This window comes from Caballeronia sp. AZ1_KS37 (genome assembly GCF_023631165.1).
Taxonomy (GTDB): Bacteria; Pseudomonadota; Gammaproteobacteria; order Burkholderiales; family Burkholderiaceae; genus Caballeronia; species Caballeronia zhejiangensis.
Map to the genome: position 1 here is coordinate 121975 of NZ_JALQDP010000045.1, position 16870 is coordinate 138844.

The following is a 16870-nucleotide window of genomic DNA, read 5'->3' on the forward strand; positions in this document are numbered from 1 at the left end:
CGAATCTGACGCCATTCCTGTTCGGAAACTCTACGCTCGAATTGCGTGAGCGTGAGGTCGATCCTCGAGAGAGTCTGCCTATCCATCTTGTCGTAGTGGGATTGAGATCGAAAAGACTCGACCCAGTACGTTTGCAGGCAATTGCCTTCAATGAGCCTTGCGCGCCGCCTCTTCCAGCCGCAAGGACGATTCGAGAACTTCGCTCGAAGACGTGACGAATTCGCGTGCCCATTGCGTGGCGGCGCGCTCGGCGGCGCTCCGTGTTCCATACGCCAAGTTGGTCGGAAAGGTCGCTTTGGGCACTTCGTCGTGCTTTCGATAATCTCGCTGGCGCGAGAACTGTGCGATCGCGGTCCAGCCGTCATCCGGTACGTGTTCTGGAATGATCTCGACAAAAAAACCGCTCATGGAGTACATGATGTCCTTCGTTTAAAAGCACATCTGCTGATGCGAGGTCCGAACGCCCGGAGAAACGCCCGACCGCTCGAGCGCTGCCTTGCCGCGCCGCTTTCGACGGCCACGCAATGCACGTTTTTCCAGACATGCGATGTAAATCAGGCATTCGGATAGCTTAGCCCTTATCGAGCAAATATCGGACCGCGACGCCTAAAAAATCACGCGCATTTCATGATGTGGTTATAGGAAAGCATTCGATTGAATGCGCCGCTTTCTTGGCCGCATCCCGGGCAACATCCGGTAAGAGGCGCGTAACCCAATGCGCGTCGTGCCTTCATAGACTGTGCGCTTTCGATAACCCGCTTCGAACGCACATGCGCCCGGCTCTCACCATCGATTCGCTCGCGAGCTTCCGGCTTAGCGAAGACGGCGGCTATCTCGTCGTCGACGCGCGCTCGGGCTCGTCGGTCGCATTGCATTGCTCCGTCATGCACGAGTTGATCGCCGCGCTCGCGCACGCCATCGCGTGCTCGGAAAGAATCCGCAAGAAAAATCGCGCGGCCAAATTCACGATGCATTGCGCAGGCTGGGAAGTCGCGCTCGATGCGGATGGCACCGGCGCGCTGATTCTCTCCTTCGTCCTTCAGGGCGGCGCGCAGCTCTCCTTTCGCATACGCCGCGAAAGCGCGCTGCAGATCCATGAAGTCATCGGCGCGGCGACCGGCCAGTCCCTGCCTGCCATCGGCGATGCACCGATCCAGTAAGCCCGCGCCGCTCTCTCCACTTTTCCCGATTCCCGCATGAAGCATCACATCTATCGCTCGCTCGCAGTCGCGGCGGGCGCCCTCGTCAGCGCGCACGCGCATGCCGGCAGCAGCTTCATCGTGCGCGACATTCGCGTGGAAGGCGTGAGCCGCGTCGATCCGTCGACGGTCTTCGCCAATCTCAAGATACGGCGCGGCGACACCTTCACCGAGACGGGAGCCACCGATGCGATCCGCGCGCTCTACGACACCGGCCTCTTCACCGACGTGAGCGTGTCGACCGAAGGCGACGTGCTCGTCGTGCGCGTCGTCGAAGCGGCGGCCATCGCCGGCGTTCAGTTCGCGGGCGTGCATGAATTCGACAAGGACAATTTGTCGAAGGCGTTGAAATCGGTCGGACTCGCGCCGGGTCAGACCTACAACAAGGCGCTCGCGAACCGCGCGGAACAGGAACTCAAGCGCCAATATCTGATGCGCGGCTTTTACGCCGCCGAAGTCACGACCACGGTGACGCCGCTCGATCGCGGCCGCGTGCAACTGCTTTTCTCGGTCGCCGAAGGACCGAGCGCGAAGATCAGGCAGATCAATTTTCTCGGCAACACCGCGTTCGATGAAAAGACGCTGCACGACGAGATGCAGCTCTCCACGCCCAACTGGTTTTCCTGGTACACGAAGAACGATCTTTATCAGAAGGAAAAGCTCACCGGCGATCTGCAAAACCTGCGCTCGTTCTATCTCGATCGCGGCTACCTCGAATTCAGCGTGGAATCGACGCAGGTTTCGATCTCGCCCGACAAGAAGGACATGTTTCTGACGATCATGCTGCACGAAGGCAAGCCTTACACCATCACGAGCGTGAAGCTCGCGGGCAATCTGCTCGGGCGCGATGCGGAATTGGCGCGGCTCGTGAGCATCGAGCCGGGCGAGCTGTTCTCGGCTAACAAGCTGCAGCAAGTGACGCAGACGCTCGTCGACAGGCTCGGCGGATACGGCTACGCCTTCGCGAGCGTGAACGCGCAGCCGGACATCGATCAGGCGCATCACACGGTCGCGCTCACGTTGCAGGTCGATCCGGGCAAGCGCGTGTATGTGCGCCGCGTCGAAGTGATCGGCAATACGCGCACGCGCGATGAAGTCGTGCGCCGTGAAATGCGCCAGTTCGAAAGCGCATGGTTCGACAGTCAGGCGCTCAAGCTCTCGAAAGACCGCATCAGCCGTCTCGGCTATTTCACCGATGTCGATGTGACGACCGTGCCCATCGAAGGCGATCCGGATCAGGTCGACGTTCAGATGAAAGTGACAGAGAAACCGACAGGGGCGATCACGCTCGGCGCGGGCTTTTCATCGACGGACAAGGTCGTGCTGTCCGCCGGCGTCACGCAGGACAACGTGTTCGGCTCGGGCACGAGTCTCGGCGTGAACGTCAATACGGCGAAGACGTATCGCACGCTGAGCATCACGCAGACGGACCCGTACTTCACCGTCGACGGCATTCAGCGCATCACCGATGCGTATTACCGGACGACGTATCCGCTCTACTATTCGAGCGATTCGAGCTTTCGTATCGTGAGCATGGGCGTCGACACGAAGTTCGGCATTCCGTTCTCCGAGTCGGACATGGTGTACTTCGGCGCGGGCGTCGAGCAGGATCGCTTCAATACCGATTCGGATACGCCGCAATCGTATCTGGACTACGTGAGCGAGTTCGGCCGTGTGGTGAACAACGTGCCGCTCACGGCGAGCTGGAAGCGCGACCATCGCGACAGCGCGCTGGTGCCGAGCCGCGGCTATTATTTGCAGGCCAACGCGGAAGTGGGCACGCCGCTCGGCAACACCGAGTACTACAAGACCGATTTCACCGCGCAGTATTACCACTCGTTCTCGCGCGGCTTCGTGTTCGGCGTGAATCTTCAGGCGGGCTATGGCTCGGGTCTGGGTGGCAAGTCGTATCCGATCTTCAAGAATTACTACGCGGGCGGCATCGGTTCCGTGCGCGGCTACGAGTCGAGCTCGCTCGGTCCGCGCGACAAGACGACGAACGATCCGATCGGCGGCTCGAAGATGGTCGTCGCCAACATCGAGATGACGTTCCCGTTGCCGGGCACCGGCTACGACCGCACCTTGCGCGTGTTCACCTTCGTCGATGGCGGCAACGTCTGGGGCGACGAAGGCAACAGCACCGGATCGAACGGCCTGCGTTACAGCTACGGCATGGGCCTCGAATGGATTTCGCCGATCGGCCCGCTGAAGCTGAGCCTCGGTTTCCCGATCGTGCATCACAGCGGCGACACGTATCAGAAGTTCCAGTTTCAGATCGGCACCGCGTTTTAAGGCTCGTTACGTGAATCTCCGGCGAAGAGCCCGGCCCCGTCCGGGTTCGGCGATCTACGCATGAGCGGGCATGACCGCGCCGAGCTTCGCGCCATTCGGACTGAAGGCGTAGCCGCGCCCGCGTATCGTCTGAATGAGGCGCGGCTCTGCGGGATCGTCCTCGACGATCTGTCGCAAACGGCACACGAGCGCATCGACCGAGCGCTCGGACAGCGCGCAGCCCTGCTCGCTCAACTGACGGGTGAGGCGCAGGCGCGACATCACCGTCATCGGATTGCGCGCGAACAATGCGAGCAGTTCGATGAGCCTGTCGTGTACGTCGATGGCCACGCGCTTGCGCTTCAGCGTGCGCTTCGCCGGATCGAGCACGAAGTCGCCGAGGCGCAGCTTGCCGTCGCCGGGCGTGACCGGCAATGCACGCCCCGCGCGATGACGCAACAGATTGCGCATCCGCGAAAGAATCTCGCGCTCGTTGCAGGGCAGTTGCACGAAGTCGTCGGCGCCGAGATCGAGACAGGTGATGGCGTCCATCCAGCCGTGCGGCGCGCCGATGACGAGCACCGCGATATCCGGATGCAGCGTGCGCAGATCGCAGAGCACGGCTGCCGTGGGCGTGTCGGTCAGTTCGTTGCTGAGCAGGATCAGCGAAGGCTTCGTGTGCTCGATCTCGACGGCGAGCGTCTCTGCATTCGAGATCGTTCGCATCGCCGGGTAATAGCTCGAAAGAAATGCGCGCAGTTTTTGCCGAACGCCGTCATCCGGCTCGACGATGACGATGCGATGCGGCTCGTGCGTACCGGACATCATCGTTACGCCCTCCGCAGCTTCGGACGGCCGAGCGCGGCCGCATCGAGCGCGACGTGACGTTCGCCGTTGGCGTGCAGGCGCATGCGCTCGCGGATTTCCGGTTCCGTCGCGCTCACGTGCACCGCGATGAACGAGCGTTCGCCGCGAAAGTTGATCCATTCGACGACACGGCAGGACGCGCCCCACGGCTGCACGATCGGCGCGGAAAGGCGGCAGCCGCGCAGTTTCGTCGCGGGTTCGTCGGCGATCTGCGCTACATCGGCGGAACTTCGTCCGGGCCAGGACGGGCGCTTCATATCGGCCTCCTTTCGTTCGGTGCGTGGCATGGCGTAACTCCGTGGTTTTCCCTTGAGATTGCCAGCGACGTTAGCGATCAATGCCGCATCCAGCATGGAGAAAAAGTGGAGAAGTCGTGGAGATTCGCGAGGAAACTGCGTGACGAAGGCCGCATCAACTAGAATCGGCCGTCATTCAATCTGCCTGCCACGCGAAGGGTTCCTCATTGAAGTTTCGTTTTGGCATCGCCTCGAAGATCTTTCTGCTCGTGCTGGTCGCGTGTCTCGTCATCACGTTGACGATGGGCTACGCCGTGCGCGTCAGCTTCGAGAACGGCTTTCTGCATTACGTGCGCGAACGCGATGCGGGGCGCGAACGCGCCGTGATGGCGAAGGTCGCGAGCGAGTACGCCGCGCACGGCAACTGGGCGTTCCTGCGCGGCAACGACGATGCATGGCTCGCGCTGCTCGACGACGCACAGGAGCAGTTCGTGCGGCGCGAGATCGAAGACATGCGCGCGACCGTGCCGAGCGCGTGGCGCAGCTTTCCGGGCAGCGGGAGCGTGGCGCGCATCCTCGGGCCGCTCGGCGAGCCGTGGCACGGTCCGCACTGGGGCATGCGTCCTTCGAACGCGTTGCCGAACCCGTCGCCTTTCGCGCCGCCTGAATCCGCACGTCTGCGCGATTCGCTGAATACAGCGCCCGAAATCGAATCGCCGGATCGCGTGCGCGGGCATAGACGGGAACGTCCGCCTGCCGCGCTGTTCGATGCGGATCGCGCGCTCGTCGCATCCACCAACGAGCCGCCGCCGCCGGATGCGCCCGCGTCGCCCGTGCGCGTGCATGGCAAGATCGTCGGCTGGCTCGCAACCGCCGGGCCGACGCCGCTCACCGACGCCGCCGACATCGCGTTTCAGGCGCAGCAGATGCGCGCGACCTGGCAGATCGGCGGCGTCGCCGTGATACTCGCCGCCGTCGTCGCGATGGTGCTCGCGCGCCTCGTGCTCGTGCCGGTGCGCCGCGTGATGGCCGCGACGCATCGGCTCGCGAGCGGTGACTATTCGATTCGCGTGCCCGCGAAGAATCGCGACGAGCTCGACAAGCTCGCATCGGACTTCAACTCGCTCGCCGATTCCCTGGAGCGCGCGGAACGTTGCCGGCGCGAGTTCATCGCGGACGTGTCGCACGAATTGCGCACGCCGCTCGCCGTGCTGCGCAGCGAACTCGAAGCGATCGAAGACGGCGTGCATGTATTCGATGCCGCATCGCTCGCCTCGCTGCAGACGGAAGTCGCGGCGCTGAACAAGCTCATCGAAGACCTGTACGACCTGTCGCTGAGCGATGTCGGCATGCTGCGCTATCGCAAGGCGCCCGCGCAGGTGAACGCGCTCACGCGCGCGTCCGTCGATGCGATGCGTCAGTCGTTCCGCGCGAAGCGGCTCGCCATCGATGTCGAATGCAGCAATGCGCTCGCCTCCGCCGATGTCGATGTCGACGCCGCGCGTTTCGTGCAATTGCTGAAGAACCTGCTGCAGAATTCCCTGCGCTACACGGATCCGAACGGGCGCGTGCGCGTCGCGCTCGCGGGCGCACCCGACGACTGGACGCTCAACGTGCAGGACTCGTCGCCGGGCGTGCCGACGTCCGCGCTGCCGCATCTCTTCGACCGTTTCTATCGCGTCGACGAATCGCGCAGCCGGCAAAGCGGCGGCGCGGGACTCGGGCTCTCGCTATGCAAGGCGATCGTCACGGCGCATGGCGGCAGCATCCGCGCGGACGATTCGGCGCACGGCGGCGTGTCGATCACCGCGCGCTTTCCTTCCCACCGCGAGTAAGCGATGCCCGTAACTTCTCCCGCCCATGTCCTGATCGTCGAGGACGAGCCGAAGCTGGCCGCCGTGCTCGCCGACTATCTGCGCGTCGCGGGTTACATCGTGACGACGCTCGCCGATGGCGCGCAGGTCATCCCGTTCGTGCGTCAAACGCCGCCTTCGCTGATGCTGCTCGACCTGATGTTGCCGGGCCGCGGCGGACTCGATATCTGCCGCGAATTGCGGACGTTTTCGGAGCTGCCGGTCATCATCCTGACGGCGCGCATCGACGAGATCGATCGTCTGCTCGGACTCGAAACCGGCGCGGACGACTACGTGTGCAAGCCGTTCAGCCCGCGTGAAGTGGTCGCGCGCGTGAAGGCGATCTTGCGTCGCGCGGGCGGCGCGAACGCAACCGCGATCGGTACGGCGGCCAGTGCCCTGCAAATCGATCCGCAGTTTCATCGCGTGACGCTCGACGGCCACGAACTGCGCCTCACGCCGATCGAATTCCGATTGCTGCATCTGCTGCATGTGTCGATGGGCCGAATACTGCCGCGCTCGTTTCTGCTCGATAACGTCTACGCGGATCATCGCGTGGTGACGGATCGCACGATCGACAGCCACATCAAGAATCTGCGCCGCAAGCTGCAGGACGTCCGGCCCGAGGGCGAGATCATCGTCTCGGTCTACGGCGTCGGATACAAGCTCGAAATCTGAGCGAACGTTCAGTTCGATGCGGGCATCGTCACGCGCGCGATCAGGCCCGAAGGCTCGCGATTGATGAGCGCGAGCGTGCCGCCGTGCGAACGCACGATGTCATCGACGATCGACAGCCCGAGGCCCACGCTGCCGGGCCGCTGCGCGCGCGCCGGGTCCAGGCGCACGAACGGCTCGATCACGTCCTGAAGGCGATCGGCGGGAATGCCCGGCCCGTCGTCGGTCACGTCGATCACCACGTTGCCTGCATCGAGCGCCGCCGTCACGACGATCTCCGTGCCGAAGTGAATGGCGTTGTCGATGAGATTCGTGAGCACGCGCTGGATCGCATCCGGCTTGCAGAAGAACGGAATCTGATCCGGCCCGTCGTAGCGGATCGCCGCGCCCGACTCCGCGTATTCGTCGCATAGCGTGCCGAGCAGCGCGCCGAGATCGAGCCACTCTTTTTTCTCCGCGCCCGCATCGCTCGTGAGGAATGCGAGGGCGGAACTCACCATTGTCTGCATCAGATCGATGTCGCGCAGCAGCTTGGCGCGCTCGATCTCTTTCTTCTCGGCGTCGAGCTGCAGGCGCATGCGCGTGAGCGGCGTGCGCAGATCGTGGCTGATCGCGGCGAGCATGCGCGTGCGGCTTTGCATCGAGCGCGCGATGCGTTCCTGCATGCGGTTGAACGCATGCGCGGCGCGGCGGATTTCGAGCGGTCCTTCTTCATCGATCGGCGCAACGGTGATGTCGCGGCCGAACGCATCGGCTTTCTCGGACAATCGCCGCAACGGGCGAATCACGCGCGACACCGCCCACGCCGACAATCCCGCGACGCCCACGCACAGAAACGCGAGCGCGCCGAAGAACGGAATCGTGAAGCGATCGGGCTCGCGTTCGTTGCGGTCGGTGCGAATCTCCAGCGTGCGCTGGCCGAGGGGAATCAGCACTTGAAGATTCTGCGTCGGCTGACGCGCATCGCACGTTCGCACCGTCAGCGCCGCGCCCGCGTGCAGTTCCGCTCTGAGCGCGGCTTCGAGATCGTGCGTGTCGAGCGTCGAGCCTTTGCAGATGACGGCATCGTCGACGAGCTTCGCCGTCATGCGCGCGCGACCGGCGGCGGCCAGCACGCGCACGCGGTCCGCGTCGGGCGTCGCGCTCAGCATGTCCACCAGCGCGACGATGCGATACGACGTCTGCCACGGCCACGGCGGGCTCGGCGGCGCGCCGGGATAGAACAGCAACACGATGAAGAGCAACAGCGTCGCCGCCGACGAGCCCGCGACGATCGCGAGAATCTGCCCGAGCGTGGTCGCGAAAACGCGCGGCATCAGGCGGCGCATCACTGGGCGGTCACTTCGGGCTGGAACGCGTAACCGTCGGCGCGCACGGTCCGGATCGGATCATCGAGCGGATCGTCGCCCGCGAGCTTGCGGCGCAGCCGGCTCACGAGCAGATCGACGGAGCGCGTCGCGATCGGGAAGTTTTTGCCGCGCGTGAGACGGATGAGTTCTTCGCGCGATAGCACTTGCCGCGGATGCTGGCACAGTACGAGCAGCAAGTCGGTTTCGGCGCCCGTCAACGGCACGCGCAAGCCGGCGGGCGAGCGTAGAAAGCGCCGGTACGGATAGAACGTGAAGCCGGAGAACGTCATCACGATTTCGCTTGCCGGCGCGCGCGCGGCGGCCTCGTTCGTCTGGCCGCGGCGCAACACGACGCGGATGCGCGCGAGCAGCTCGCGCAGATCGAAGGGCTTCGACACGTAATCGTCCGCGCCGAGTTCGAGGCCGACGACCTTGTCGGTCGGTTCGGACAGCGCGGTCAGCATGATGATGGGCGGCCCGCCCGATGCACGCACGCGACGGCAGAAGCTCAGGCCGTCTTCGCCGGGCAGCATCACGTCGAGCAGCACGAGGTCGAAGCCGCCGCGCGCGAGCAGTTCGTGTCCGGCTTCCGCGCTTCCGGCGACCTGCACGCGAAAGCCCTTGCCGCGCAGATAATCCGCGAGCGATTCGCTGATTTCCGGGTCGTCTTCCACGAGCAGCAGTTGAGATTCGTTCACTTCGTTGCACCGGTTCGAGAGCGGGCGGCGTCGCGCCTCAAGACGAGATTGTCCATCAATCCGGACCTGAACTTGATGTCAATCCGGACACACTCAGCCATCTTACTCAGTACGCGGATGTCGCGCGCAGACCACAACGTCCTTCCGATTCGCACAAGGCATTACCGCAGGTAATCGCGATTCGCGCCGCATTGCGGCATCGCGCGCACGCGAACGCATTGATGCTCAAGGGATTCCTCTTTCGCTGTGCTCCGCAGGCGCACGCGTTACACAACATTCGGTAACTCGCGTCCAACGAAAGCACGTCATGTGCCGTGATTTAATCCGCCGTCCGATGCGTCGACCGATCGATCGGAAAGAACCTCAAGCTCTCTTGGAGATACCACAGTGAAGAAATCCCTATTCACGCTGAGCGCGCTGGCCGCGCTCGGCACCGTCGCCGGCACGGCGCACGCGCAAAGCAGCGTGACGCTCTATGGCCTCATCGACGCGGGCCTCACCTACACGAACAATCAGGGCGGCGCGCATAACGTTCAGGCGACGAGCGGCGCCGTCAACGGCAGCCGCTGGGGCCTGCGCGGAACCGAAGATCTCGGCGGCGGCCTGAAGGCGATCTTCACCCTCGAAAGCGGCTTCAGCATCATGAACGGCAAGCTCGGCCAAGGCGGACGCGAGTTCGGCCGTCAGGCGTTCGTCGGACTGTCGAGCGATCGCGCGGGCGCACTCACGCTCGGCCGTCAGTACGATTCCGTCGTCGATTATCTCGGCCCGCTCGCACTCACGGGCACGCAATACGGCGGCACGCAGGCCGCGCATCCGTTCGACAACGACAACCTCGACAACTCGTTCCGCGTCAGCAACTCCGTGAAGTACCAGAGCCTGAACTACGGCGGCTTCAAGTTCGGCGGCCTGTATGGCTTCTCGAACGATGCGGGCGGCTTCGCGACGAATCGCGCGTATAGCGTGGGCGCATCGTACAACTACGGTCCGTTGAACGTAGCGGCGAGCTACATGCAGCTGAACAACGCGGGCGCGACGCTGAATTCGAGCGGCGCAGTCAGCGATGACGCCACGTTCAGCGCAAGCCGTCAGCGCACGTTCGGCGCGGGCCTGAGCTACACGTTCGGCGCGGCGCAAGCGGGCTTCGTCTTCACGCAGACGCGACTCGACGGCGCGACGGGCATCGGCGCATCGGCATCGGGCACGACCAACGGCATCACGCTCGATGGCGGCAGCGCGCGCTTCACCAACTACGAAGTGAACGGCCGCTACAACCTGACGCCCGCGTGGTCGGTGTCGGGCGCGTACACCTTCACCGACGGCCATCTCGAAGGCGTCGATCCGAAGTGGAATCAGTTCAGCCTGCAAACGGCGTACGCGCTGTCCAAGCGCACCGACGTGTATCTGCAAGGCGTGTATCAGCACGTGAGCGATACGGGCGATTCGGGCATCACGGCGGCGATCAACGGACTGTCGGCATCGTCGACGAACAGCCAGGTCTCGGCGACCGTGGGCTTGCGTCACCGCTTCTGATCGAAGCGTGAGCGAACGGCGGACGCGTATGTCCGCCGTTTTTGCGTCGCATGGGTTGCGGCGTTACTGATCGTCCCAGCGCGCGACGGTCTGTTCCTGAACGCCGAGCCCTTCGACGGATAGCTTCATCACGTCGCCCGGTTTCAGGTATTGCTCGGGCTTCATGCCGAGGCCGACGCCCGGCGGCGTGCCCGTCGTGATGACATCGCCCGCTTCGAGCACGACGAACTGGCTGATGTACGAAACGAGCTTGCTGATCGGAAAGATCATGTCGGACGTCGATGAGTTCTGGATGCGCTTGCCGTTCAGTTCGAGCCACAGCGGCAGATTCTGCACGTCGCCGAGTTCATCGGGCGTGACGAGCCACGGACCGAGCGGACCGAAGGTGGGCGCCATCTTGCCTTTCACCCATTGACCGCCGTGTTCGAGCTGGAACGCGCGCTCGGACACGTCGTTGCAGACTTCGCGCGATCGATATCGCAGAGCGTGATGTGCGCGACGCCTGCATCCGCGAGCGATACCGCGATGGCCGCGCCCGCGCCGCCGCATCCGAGCACGAGCGCGCGCTTCGCTTTCACGTCGTGGCCCTTCGCGAGCAGGCCGCGCACGAAGCCTTCGCCGTCGAACATGTCGGCGTGCCAGCGGCCTTCGTCATCGCGACGCAAAGCGTTCGCCGCGCCGATGCGCCGTCCGCGCGAATGCACTTCATCGGCGATGGCGAGCGCACGTGTCTTGAACGGCGACGTCACGAGCAGGCCGTCGAGGTTCTTCAGGCGCAGCAGCGCGGGCAGAACCGCATCCATCTCGCTTGCCTCGATGTGCATCGGCACGAGCACCGCATCGATGCCCGCATCGGCGAACTTGCGCGTATAGACTTCGGGCGAGTGCACCTGCGCGATCGGATCGCCGATGATGCCGTACAAGCGCGTGCGCCCCGTGATCGACGCGGCGCTCATGCGCGGCTCCCGTACCACTCGGCGATGCGTTGCGAACGATGCCTACGTTCCCGGGCCACCGTTTCATCCTTGATGCCCATGAGTTGCGGCGCGAAGATGCGCGCATCCATCTCGTGCACGTCGGTGGCGATGGCTGGACGGAAATCCATCTGCGCGAAGACATCGCGTTCGATATCGATGCCCGGCGCGACTTCGATCAACTCCAGCCCTTTATCGCCGACACGAAACACCGCGCGCTCGGTGATGAACAACGCGGAATTGCCGCGCTCGTGCGCGAGCGGCGCGCTATAGCAGATCTGTTCGAGCGAACGCACGAACTTGCGATGCCTGCCTTCCTGCAGGATCCGCGTCTTGCCGTTCTCCCATTGCACGTCGAGCCCGCCCGCGGTGAGCGTGCCGCTGAAGATCACGCGCTTCGCGTTCTGGCTGATGTTGATGAACCCGCCGACGCCGACGATCTTGTCGCCGAAGCGGCTGATGTTCACGTTGCCGTGCGCGTCGACTTCCGCGAACGAGAGGAACGCGAGATCGAGACCGCCGCCATCGTAGAAGTCGAATTGCGACGGCTGCTCGATCATCGCGGCGAAGTTCTGCGCGCCGCCCGAATCGCGGCCTGTGATGGGCGCACCGCCGATCAGCCCTTGCTCGTTGGTGAGGATCACCGAGTCGAGCAGGTCTTCTTCCGCGGCGACGGTCGAGAGTCCCGTCGAAATGCCTGCGCCGAGATTGCACACGGCATGCGGATACAGCTCCATCGCCGCGCGCCGCACGATCAGTCTGACGCTGCTCCGGCTCGACGACGACGAAGTCCACGAGAATGCCGGGGATCTTCACTTGCTTGGGCGGCAGCGTGCCGCGCCGCGCCATGCGTTTCACCTGCACGACGACGATGCCGCCCGCGCGCCGCGTCGCCTGCGCCATCGCGAGCATTTCGCCGAGCACGGCTTCCTGTTCCATCGTGACGTTGCCGTCTTCGTCGGCGGTGGTGCCGCGCAGGAACGCGATATCGATCGGGAACGGCTTGAAGCGCAGCCATTCCTCGCCGTCGATATACATCAGCTCGACGAGCATCTCTTCCGTCGACGGACTCTGACGCGCGCCCTGCTGACGCGGATCGACGAACGTGCCGAGCCCGGTCTTCGTGATGAGGCCGGGACGCCCGCCCGCCATTTCGCGCATCAGTTGCGACCTTGACGACGAGGCCATTGGGACAAACCCAAAGGACGAGGTATCGACGGGGCACGCATCGATTTACAGGCTATGATCTGTTTTAATGCTTAACAACTCAGAGGCTGTAAAATGACATTACAGATCAAAACCTGTAGGAGCACGCGATGGACTATTCGCTGAAAACACTGAGCCAGCTCAGGCCGATCCTGATCGGCTTTCGCAAGGCGGCGGGCCTTACGCAAGCGGCGGTCGCGGCGCGTCTCGGCGTTACGCAGCAGACGTACGCGCAACTCGAAGCCAATCCGGCAGCAGTGAGCGTCGAACGTCTCTTCAAGGTTCTACGCGTGCTCGACGTGGAACTCGCGCTCACGCGAGCGGAAAAGGCGAGCGAAGCCGCGCCGATACACCCGCCGCCGCCCATCGCGGCCAAGGCCACCGCCGCGCGCCCGGCACGCAAGCGCGCCACGGCCGCCGCTGCGGCCTCGAAGAAACGGGAGAACTGGTAATCATGGCGCGCCGCACGCAATCCGGCCGACTCGACCTGTGGATGAACGGCCTGCCCGTCGGGCATTGGGAAACAGGCGCGGCCGGCGAACGCCTCGTCTATCGCGACGACTGGATCGCCGATCCTCAAGGCCGTCCGCTATCGCTGTCGCTGCCCTTCACGCCGGGCAATCAGCCGTGGCGCGGGCAAGTCGTCACCGACTTCTTCGACAATCTCCTGCCCGATAGCGAGCCGATCCGCCGCCGCATCGCCACGCGATTCCGCACCGGCGGCACGGCGCCGTTCCAGTTGCTCGCGCAGTTGGGCCGCGATTGCGTCGGCGCCCTTCAAATGCTGCCGCCCGGCGAAGCGCCCGTCGATCTCGACACCATAAAAGGCCGTGCGCTCACCGCATCGCAGATCGCGCGTCTGTTGCGCGAGACCACATCGGCGCCGCAACCCGGCCAGCACGAAACGGTCGACGACCTGCGCCTGTCCATCGCCGGGGCGCAGGAAAAGACCGCGCTTCTGCGTCACGGCAAGCGCTGGCTTCTGCCCGAAGGCAGCACGCCGACCACGCATATCTTCAAGCTGCCGCTCGGGCTCGTCGGCAACATGCGCGCCGACATGCGTACATCGGTCGAGAACGAATGGCTCTGCTCGAAGATCGTCGCGGCGTTCGGCCTGCCCATCGCGCGATGCGAAATGGAACGCTTCGACGATCAGAAGGTGCTCGTCGTCGAGCGCTTCGATCGCCGTCTGTCGAGCGACAAATCGTGGATCCTGCGCCTGCCGCAAGAGGACATGTGTCAGGCCACCGGCACGCCCGCGCTGCTCAAGTACGAGTCGGACGGCGGTCCCGGCATCGAACGAATCATGGAGGTGCTCGCCGGATCGACGCACGCCGCACAGGACCGTCTTCGCTTCTTTCGCACGCAGATGATCTTCTGGATACTCGCCGCCACCGATGGTCACGCGAAGAACTTCAGCATCGCGCATCTGCCCGGCAACCGGTATGAATCGACGCCGCTTTATGACGTGCTCTCGGCGCATCCGGTCATCGGTACGCGGGCCAATCAATTCGCCGCGCAACGCGTGCGCCTCGCGATGGCCGTGCGCAGCAAGAACGCGCACTATCTGATCGGCGAGATTCAGCGGCGGCACTGGATCGCGCAGGGGCGGCGCGTCGGCCTTGCCGCGAACGATGTCGAAACGATGATCGATGAACTCGGCGCGCGCACGCCGCACGTCATCGATGAAGTGGCCGCACGCTTGCCACGCGATTTCCCGATGGACGTCGCCGAGACGATCTTCGACGGCATGCGCCGCCTCGCGCGCAAGCTCGCATCGTGACGCGCGGCGTCACTTGCCCATGTACTTCTGCGCGAGCGCTTCGTAGAGCGGCGGTGCGAAAAGCTTCGACACCTGGCTCGCAATCAGCGCGGTGGCCATCAGCGACAGCACGAGCGCGTGACCGTTGATCATCTCGATGACGATCACGAACGCCGTGATCGGACTCTGCGTGACGGCGGCGAGATAGCCGACCATGCCGAGCGCGATCAGCATCGGCAATTCCATGTTGCCGAACACGAGATGCAGCGCATTGCCGATGCCCGCGCCGATCGCGAGCGACGGCGCGAAAAGTCCGCCCGGCGCGCCCGGCAGATACGACCCGACCATCGACGCCATTTTCAGCAACGGATAGCTCGCGCCGACTTCCGTGTGGCCTTCGAGCATGCCGCGCGCTTCCGCATAGCCGCTGCCGAAGGTATGGCCGCCCGCCACCACGCCGATGACCGCGATGACGAGCCCGCACGCCGCGCCGAACGCCACCGGATGCGTCTGACGCCAGCTCACGAGACGGCCCGGCATCCAGCGCTCCGTGTTGAGCAACAGCCAGCAGAAGATGCCGCCCGCGATGCCCGTCACCACGCCGAGCAAAACGACGGCGAGCGCGAGCGATTCGGGGAAGTGTCCGGTGAGATCGATCGTGCCGAAGTAGACGTAGTTGCCTTGCAGCGCCAGCGAAACGATGCCGGCAAAGATGATCGCCGTAATCAGCACGCCGCTCGTGCGCTGCTCGAAGCTGCGCGTGAGCTCTTCGATGGCGAACACCACGCCGGCGAGCGGCGCATTGAACGCCGCCGACAATCCCGCAGCCGCACCCGCGAGCGCGAGATTGCGTTCCAGCGCGCCGCCGCGCATGTTGCGCAAGCGTGTGGGATAGAAGCGGCGCAAGCTGAACATGAGCGCCGCGCCCACATGGATGGTCGGCCCTTCGCGTCCGATGGTGAAGCCGCCGAGAATCGACAGAAACGATATGGCGATCTTGCCGACGAGAATGCGCAGCGTGAGCAGGCGCGGCCCGAGCTCGCGCTTGTCGTGCAGCATCGCGATGACCTGCGGAATGCCGCTGCCTTCGGAGCCGGGAAAGAAGCGGCGCGTCAGCCAGACAGCGAGCGCGCCGATCGCGGGCGTGAGCAGCAGCGGCAACCACCAGTAGACGGCGACGACGCGCAGAAAAGCGTCGTACCCGAAGTCGATCAGCCGTGCATACATGACCGCGACGAGCCCGGTCGCGATCGCGCCGAGCCAGAACACGCCGTAATGCAGCCACAGTCTGCGCGCGCGCAGGATGGTGCGCCGGTCGATGAATCCAGGAATGTGCATCGGGGAAGCCGCCTAAAATTTAAGGCACATTGTGACATAAAAGTTGCATCACACTTCCTGCGGACCGAACACCCAGCCGAACGATCCATAGTGCGCCTTGTGTTCTGCAGCGAGCCTGAGCAGGCACCGCTCGCCCTTCGCGGTGAGGTGAACCTGCACTTGACGGCGATCGGTTTTGTCGGTTTTGCGCGTGACGAGTCCCGCCGTCTCGCATCGCGACACCAGCGCCGCGGTGCCGTTCGGCGCGGCCTGCAGCCGCTCCGCGAGCTCGCCCACGGTGGCCCAGCGCCGTTCGGGAAATCCGCGTACATGCAGAAGCAACTGGTACTGAAGCGTCGTGATGCCGGCCGCGTTGCAGACTTCCTCCGACACGCGCAGGAACTTGCGCAGCTCGTAACGGAAGCTCGACATCGCTTCCAGATCCTGCTTGTTGATGCTCGATGACATTGGCGATCCTGATTCGAGATTGGCTTGCTCGCGGATCATACGACGCCGGCTACCCGAACACGCGTCGCCACGCCACCCGAAGGCGCCGCGCGCGGTCCTCGAACAGATACGAAGCGAGCAGCGCGAGAAGCATGGAGACGGCGCCCGTCAGCACATGCTCGACGCAAGGCAGACGATAGTGGCCCGGATGCGCATACGCGTCGCCGATCGCGGTGAGCACGCCGACGAGCGCTGCATTACCGTACCGGTTTCCGTAGAGTTTCGCGGCGGGCGTGAAGGTCAGAAGCAGCGCGAGCAGTCCGGTCAGAAGGCCGGTCTTGAACGCCACCATCCAGTGCGCGGCGCTGGCGATATTGCCCCAGCTGCCGGGCATGCACGTCATGCATGCGCTCGTCGGCTGCCAGAAGCGTTGAACGAAGACCTTGATTCGACGCGTCCATTCGTTCCACATGATCGCCGTCC

The 16870-nt window shown here is 64.2% G+C and carries 16 protein-coding genes and 2 pseudogenes; 7 read left to right on the plus strand and 11 right to left on the minus strand.

All coding sequences use genetic code 11. From position 1 onward, the window contains the following. Positions 1-147 precede the first annotated feature (147 nt). The gene (locus NCS00_RS31635) at positions 148-417 is read right to left on the minus strand and encodes a hypothetical protein (protein WP_250442130.1); all 270 of its coding nucleotides are present in this window, start codon (positions 415-417) and stop codon (positions 148-150) included. A 353-nt stretch (positions 418-770) separates the two neighbouring features. On the opposite strand from NCS00_RS31635, the gene NCS00_RS31640 reads away from it, so the two are divergent. Further along, positions 771-1160: a hypothetical protein gene (locus tag NCS00_RS31640; RefSeq protein WP_008345356.1), complete on the plus strand. Its 390-nt coding sequence runs from the start codon at positions 771-773 to the stop codon at positions 1158-1160. Positions 1161-1196: 36 nt separating this feature from the next. Beyond that, positions 1197-3491, plus strand: a complete 2295-nt coding sequence (gene bamA / locus NCS00_RS31645; RefSeq protein WP_250442131.1) for an outer membrane protein assembly factor BamA — start codon at positions 1197-1199, stop codon at positions 3489-3491. A gap of 54 nt (positions 3492-3545) precedes the next feature. Here the strand turns inward: bamA and NCS00_RS31650 are convergent, their stop codons facing one another. Next, entirely contained in the window at positions 3546-4298 is a 753-nt protein-coding gene (locus NCS00_RS31650; RefSeq protein WP_250442132.1) for a winged helix-turn-helix domain-containing protein, read from the minus strand. Positions 4299-4300: 2 nt separating this feature from the next. After that, entirely contained in the window at positions 4301-4594 is a 294-nt protein-coding gene (locus NCS00_RS31655) for a DUF2866 domain-containing protein (protein WP_051078953.1), read from the minus strand. A gap of 206 nt (positions 4595-4800) precedes the next feature. Between NCS00_RS31655 and NCS00_RS31660 the strand changes: the two genes are divergently transcribed. Together NCS00_RS31660 and NCS00_RS31665 are read left to right on the plus strand one after the other, a co-directional pair. Further along, entirely contained in the window at positions 4801-6408 is a 1608-nt protein-coding gene (locus NCS00_RS31660) for an ATP-binding protein (protein WP_250442133.1), read from the plus strand. Positions 6409-6411: 3 nt separating this feature from the next. Next, entirely contained in the window at positions 6412-7104 is a 693-nt protein-coding gene (locus NCS00_RS31665) for a response regulator (RefSeq protein ID WP_250442134.1), read from the plus strand. 8 nt (positions 7105-7112) lie between these two features. On the opposite strand, the gene NCS00_RS31670 is transcribed toward NCS00_RS31665, so the two are convergent. Together NCS00_RS31670 and NCS00_RS31675 are read right to left on the minus strand one after the other, a co-directional pair. Beyond that, a complete protein-coding gene (locus NCS00_RS31670; RefSeq protein WP_034471160.1) occupies positions 7113-8417 on the minus strand; it encodes an ATP-binding protein in 1305 nt (434 codons plus the stop codon). An 11-nt stretch (positions 8418-8428) separates the two neighbouring features. Then, complete coding sequence (locus NCS00_RS31675; RefSeq protein WP_008345349.1) at positions 8429-9148, minus strand: response regulator; 720 nt, start codon at positions 9146-9148, stop codon at positions 8429-8431. Positions 9149-9535: 387 nt separating this feature from the next. On the opposite strand from NCS00_RS31675, the gene NCS00_RS31680 reads away from it, so the two are divergent. Beyond that, positions 9536-10681: a porin gene (locus NCS00_RS31680; protein ID WP_008345348.1), complete on the plus strand. Its 1146-nt coding sequence runs from the start codon at positions 9536-9538 to the stop codon at positions 10679-10681. A gap of 63 nt (positions 10682-10744) precedes the next feature. Here NCS00_RS31680 and NCS00_RS31685 read toward each other — a convergent pair. The 3 genes and pseudogenes from NCS00_RS31685 to NCS00_RS33760 form a co-directional block, all read right to left on the minus strand. Next, positions 10745-11143, minus strand: a pseudogene (locus tag NCS00_RS31685) (fumarylacetoacetate hydrolase family protein); the annotation flags it as partial. Further along, on the minus strand, positions 11086-11637 hold the full coding sequence (locus tag NCS00_RS31690; protein WP_250442135.1) for a shikimate dehydrogenase family protein: 552 nt from the start codon (positions 11635-11637) through the stop codon (positions 11086-11088). The gene NCS00_RS31690 and the pseudogene NCS00_RS31685, both read right to left, overlap by 58 nt. Next, a pseudogene (locus tag NCS00_RS33760) lies at positions 11634-12825 on the minus strand (CoA-transferase); the annotation flags it as partial. The gene NCS00_RS31690 and the pseudogene NCS00_RS33760, both read right to left, overlap by 4 nt. 146 nt (positions 12826-12971) lie before the next feature. On the opposite strand from NCS00_RS33760, the gene NCS00_RS31700 reads away from it, so the two are divergent. Together NCS00_RS31700 and NCS00_RS31705 are read left to right on the plus strand one after the other, a co-directional pair. After that, positions 12972-13313: a helix-turn-helix transcriptional regulator gene (locus tag NCS00_RS31700; RefSeq protein WP_250442136.1), complete on the plus strand. Its 342-nt coding sequence runs from the start codon at positions 12972-12974 to the stop codon at positions 13311-13313. Further along, positions 13313-14644, plus strand: a complete 1332-nt coding sequence (locus NCS00_RS31705) for a type II toxin-antitoxin system HipA family toxin (protein ID WP_250442155.1) — start codon at positions 13313-13315, stop codon at positions 14642-14644. The genes NCS00_RS31700 and NCS00_RS31705 overlap by 1 nt, the downstream gene beginning before the upstream one ends. Before the next feature lie 9 nt (positions 14645-14653). Here the strand turns inward: NCS00_RS31705 and NCS00_RS31710 are convergent, their stop codons facing one another. Genes NCS00_RS31710 through NCS00_RS31720 form a run of 3 tightly spaced genes read right to left on the minus strand, consistent with a single transcriptional unit; the run spans position 14654 to position 16859 of the window. Continuing rightward, positions 14654-15961, minus strand: coding sequence for a chloride channel protein (locus tag NCS00_RS31710; protein ID WP_250442137.1), 1308 nt, complete (start codon positions 15959-15961; stop codon positions 14654-14656). Between the two features lie 48 nt (positions 15962-16009). Further along, positions 16010-16408: a MarR family winged helix-turn-helix transcriptional regulator gene (locus NCS00_RS31715; protein ID WP_008345341.1), complete on the minus strand. Its 399-nt coding sequence runs from the start codon at positions 16406-16408 to the stop codon at positions 16010-16012. 49 nt (positions 16409-16457) lie between these two features. Beyond that, a complete protein-coding gene (locus NCS00_RS31720; RefSeq protein WP_250442138.1) occupies positions 16458-16859 on the minus strand; it encodes a hypothetical protein in 402 nt (133 codons plus the stop codon). Positions 16860-16870: the final 11 nt, after the last annotated feature.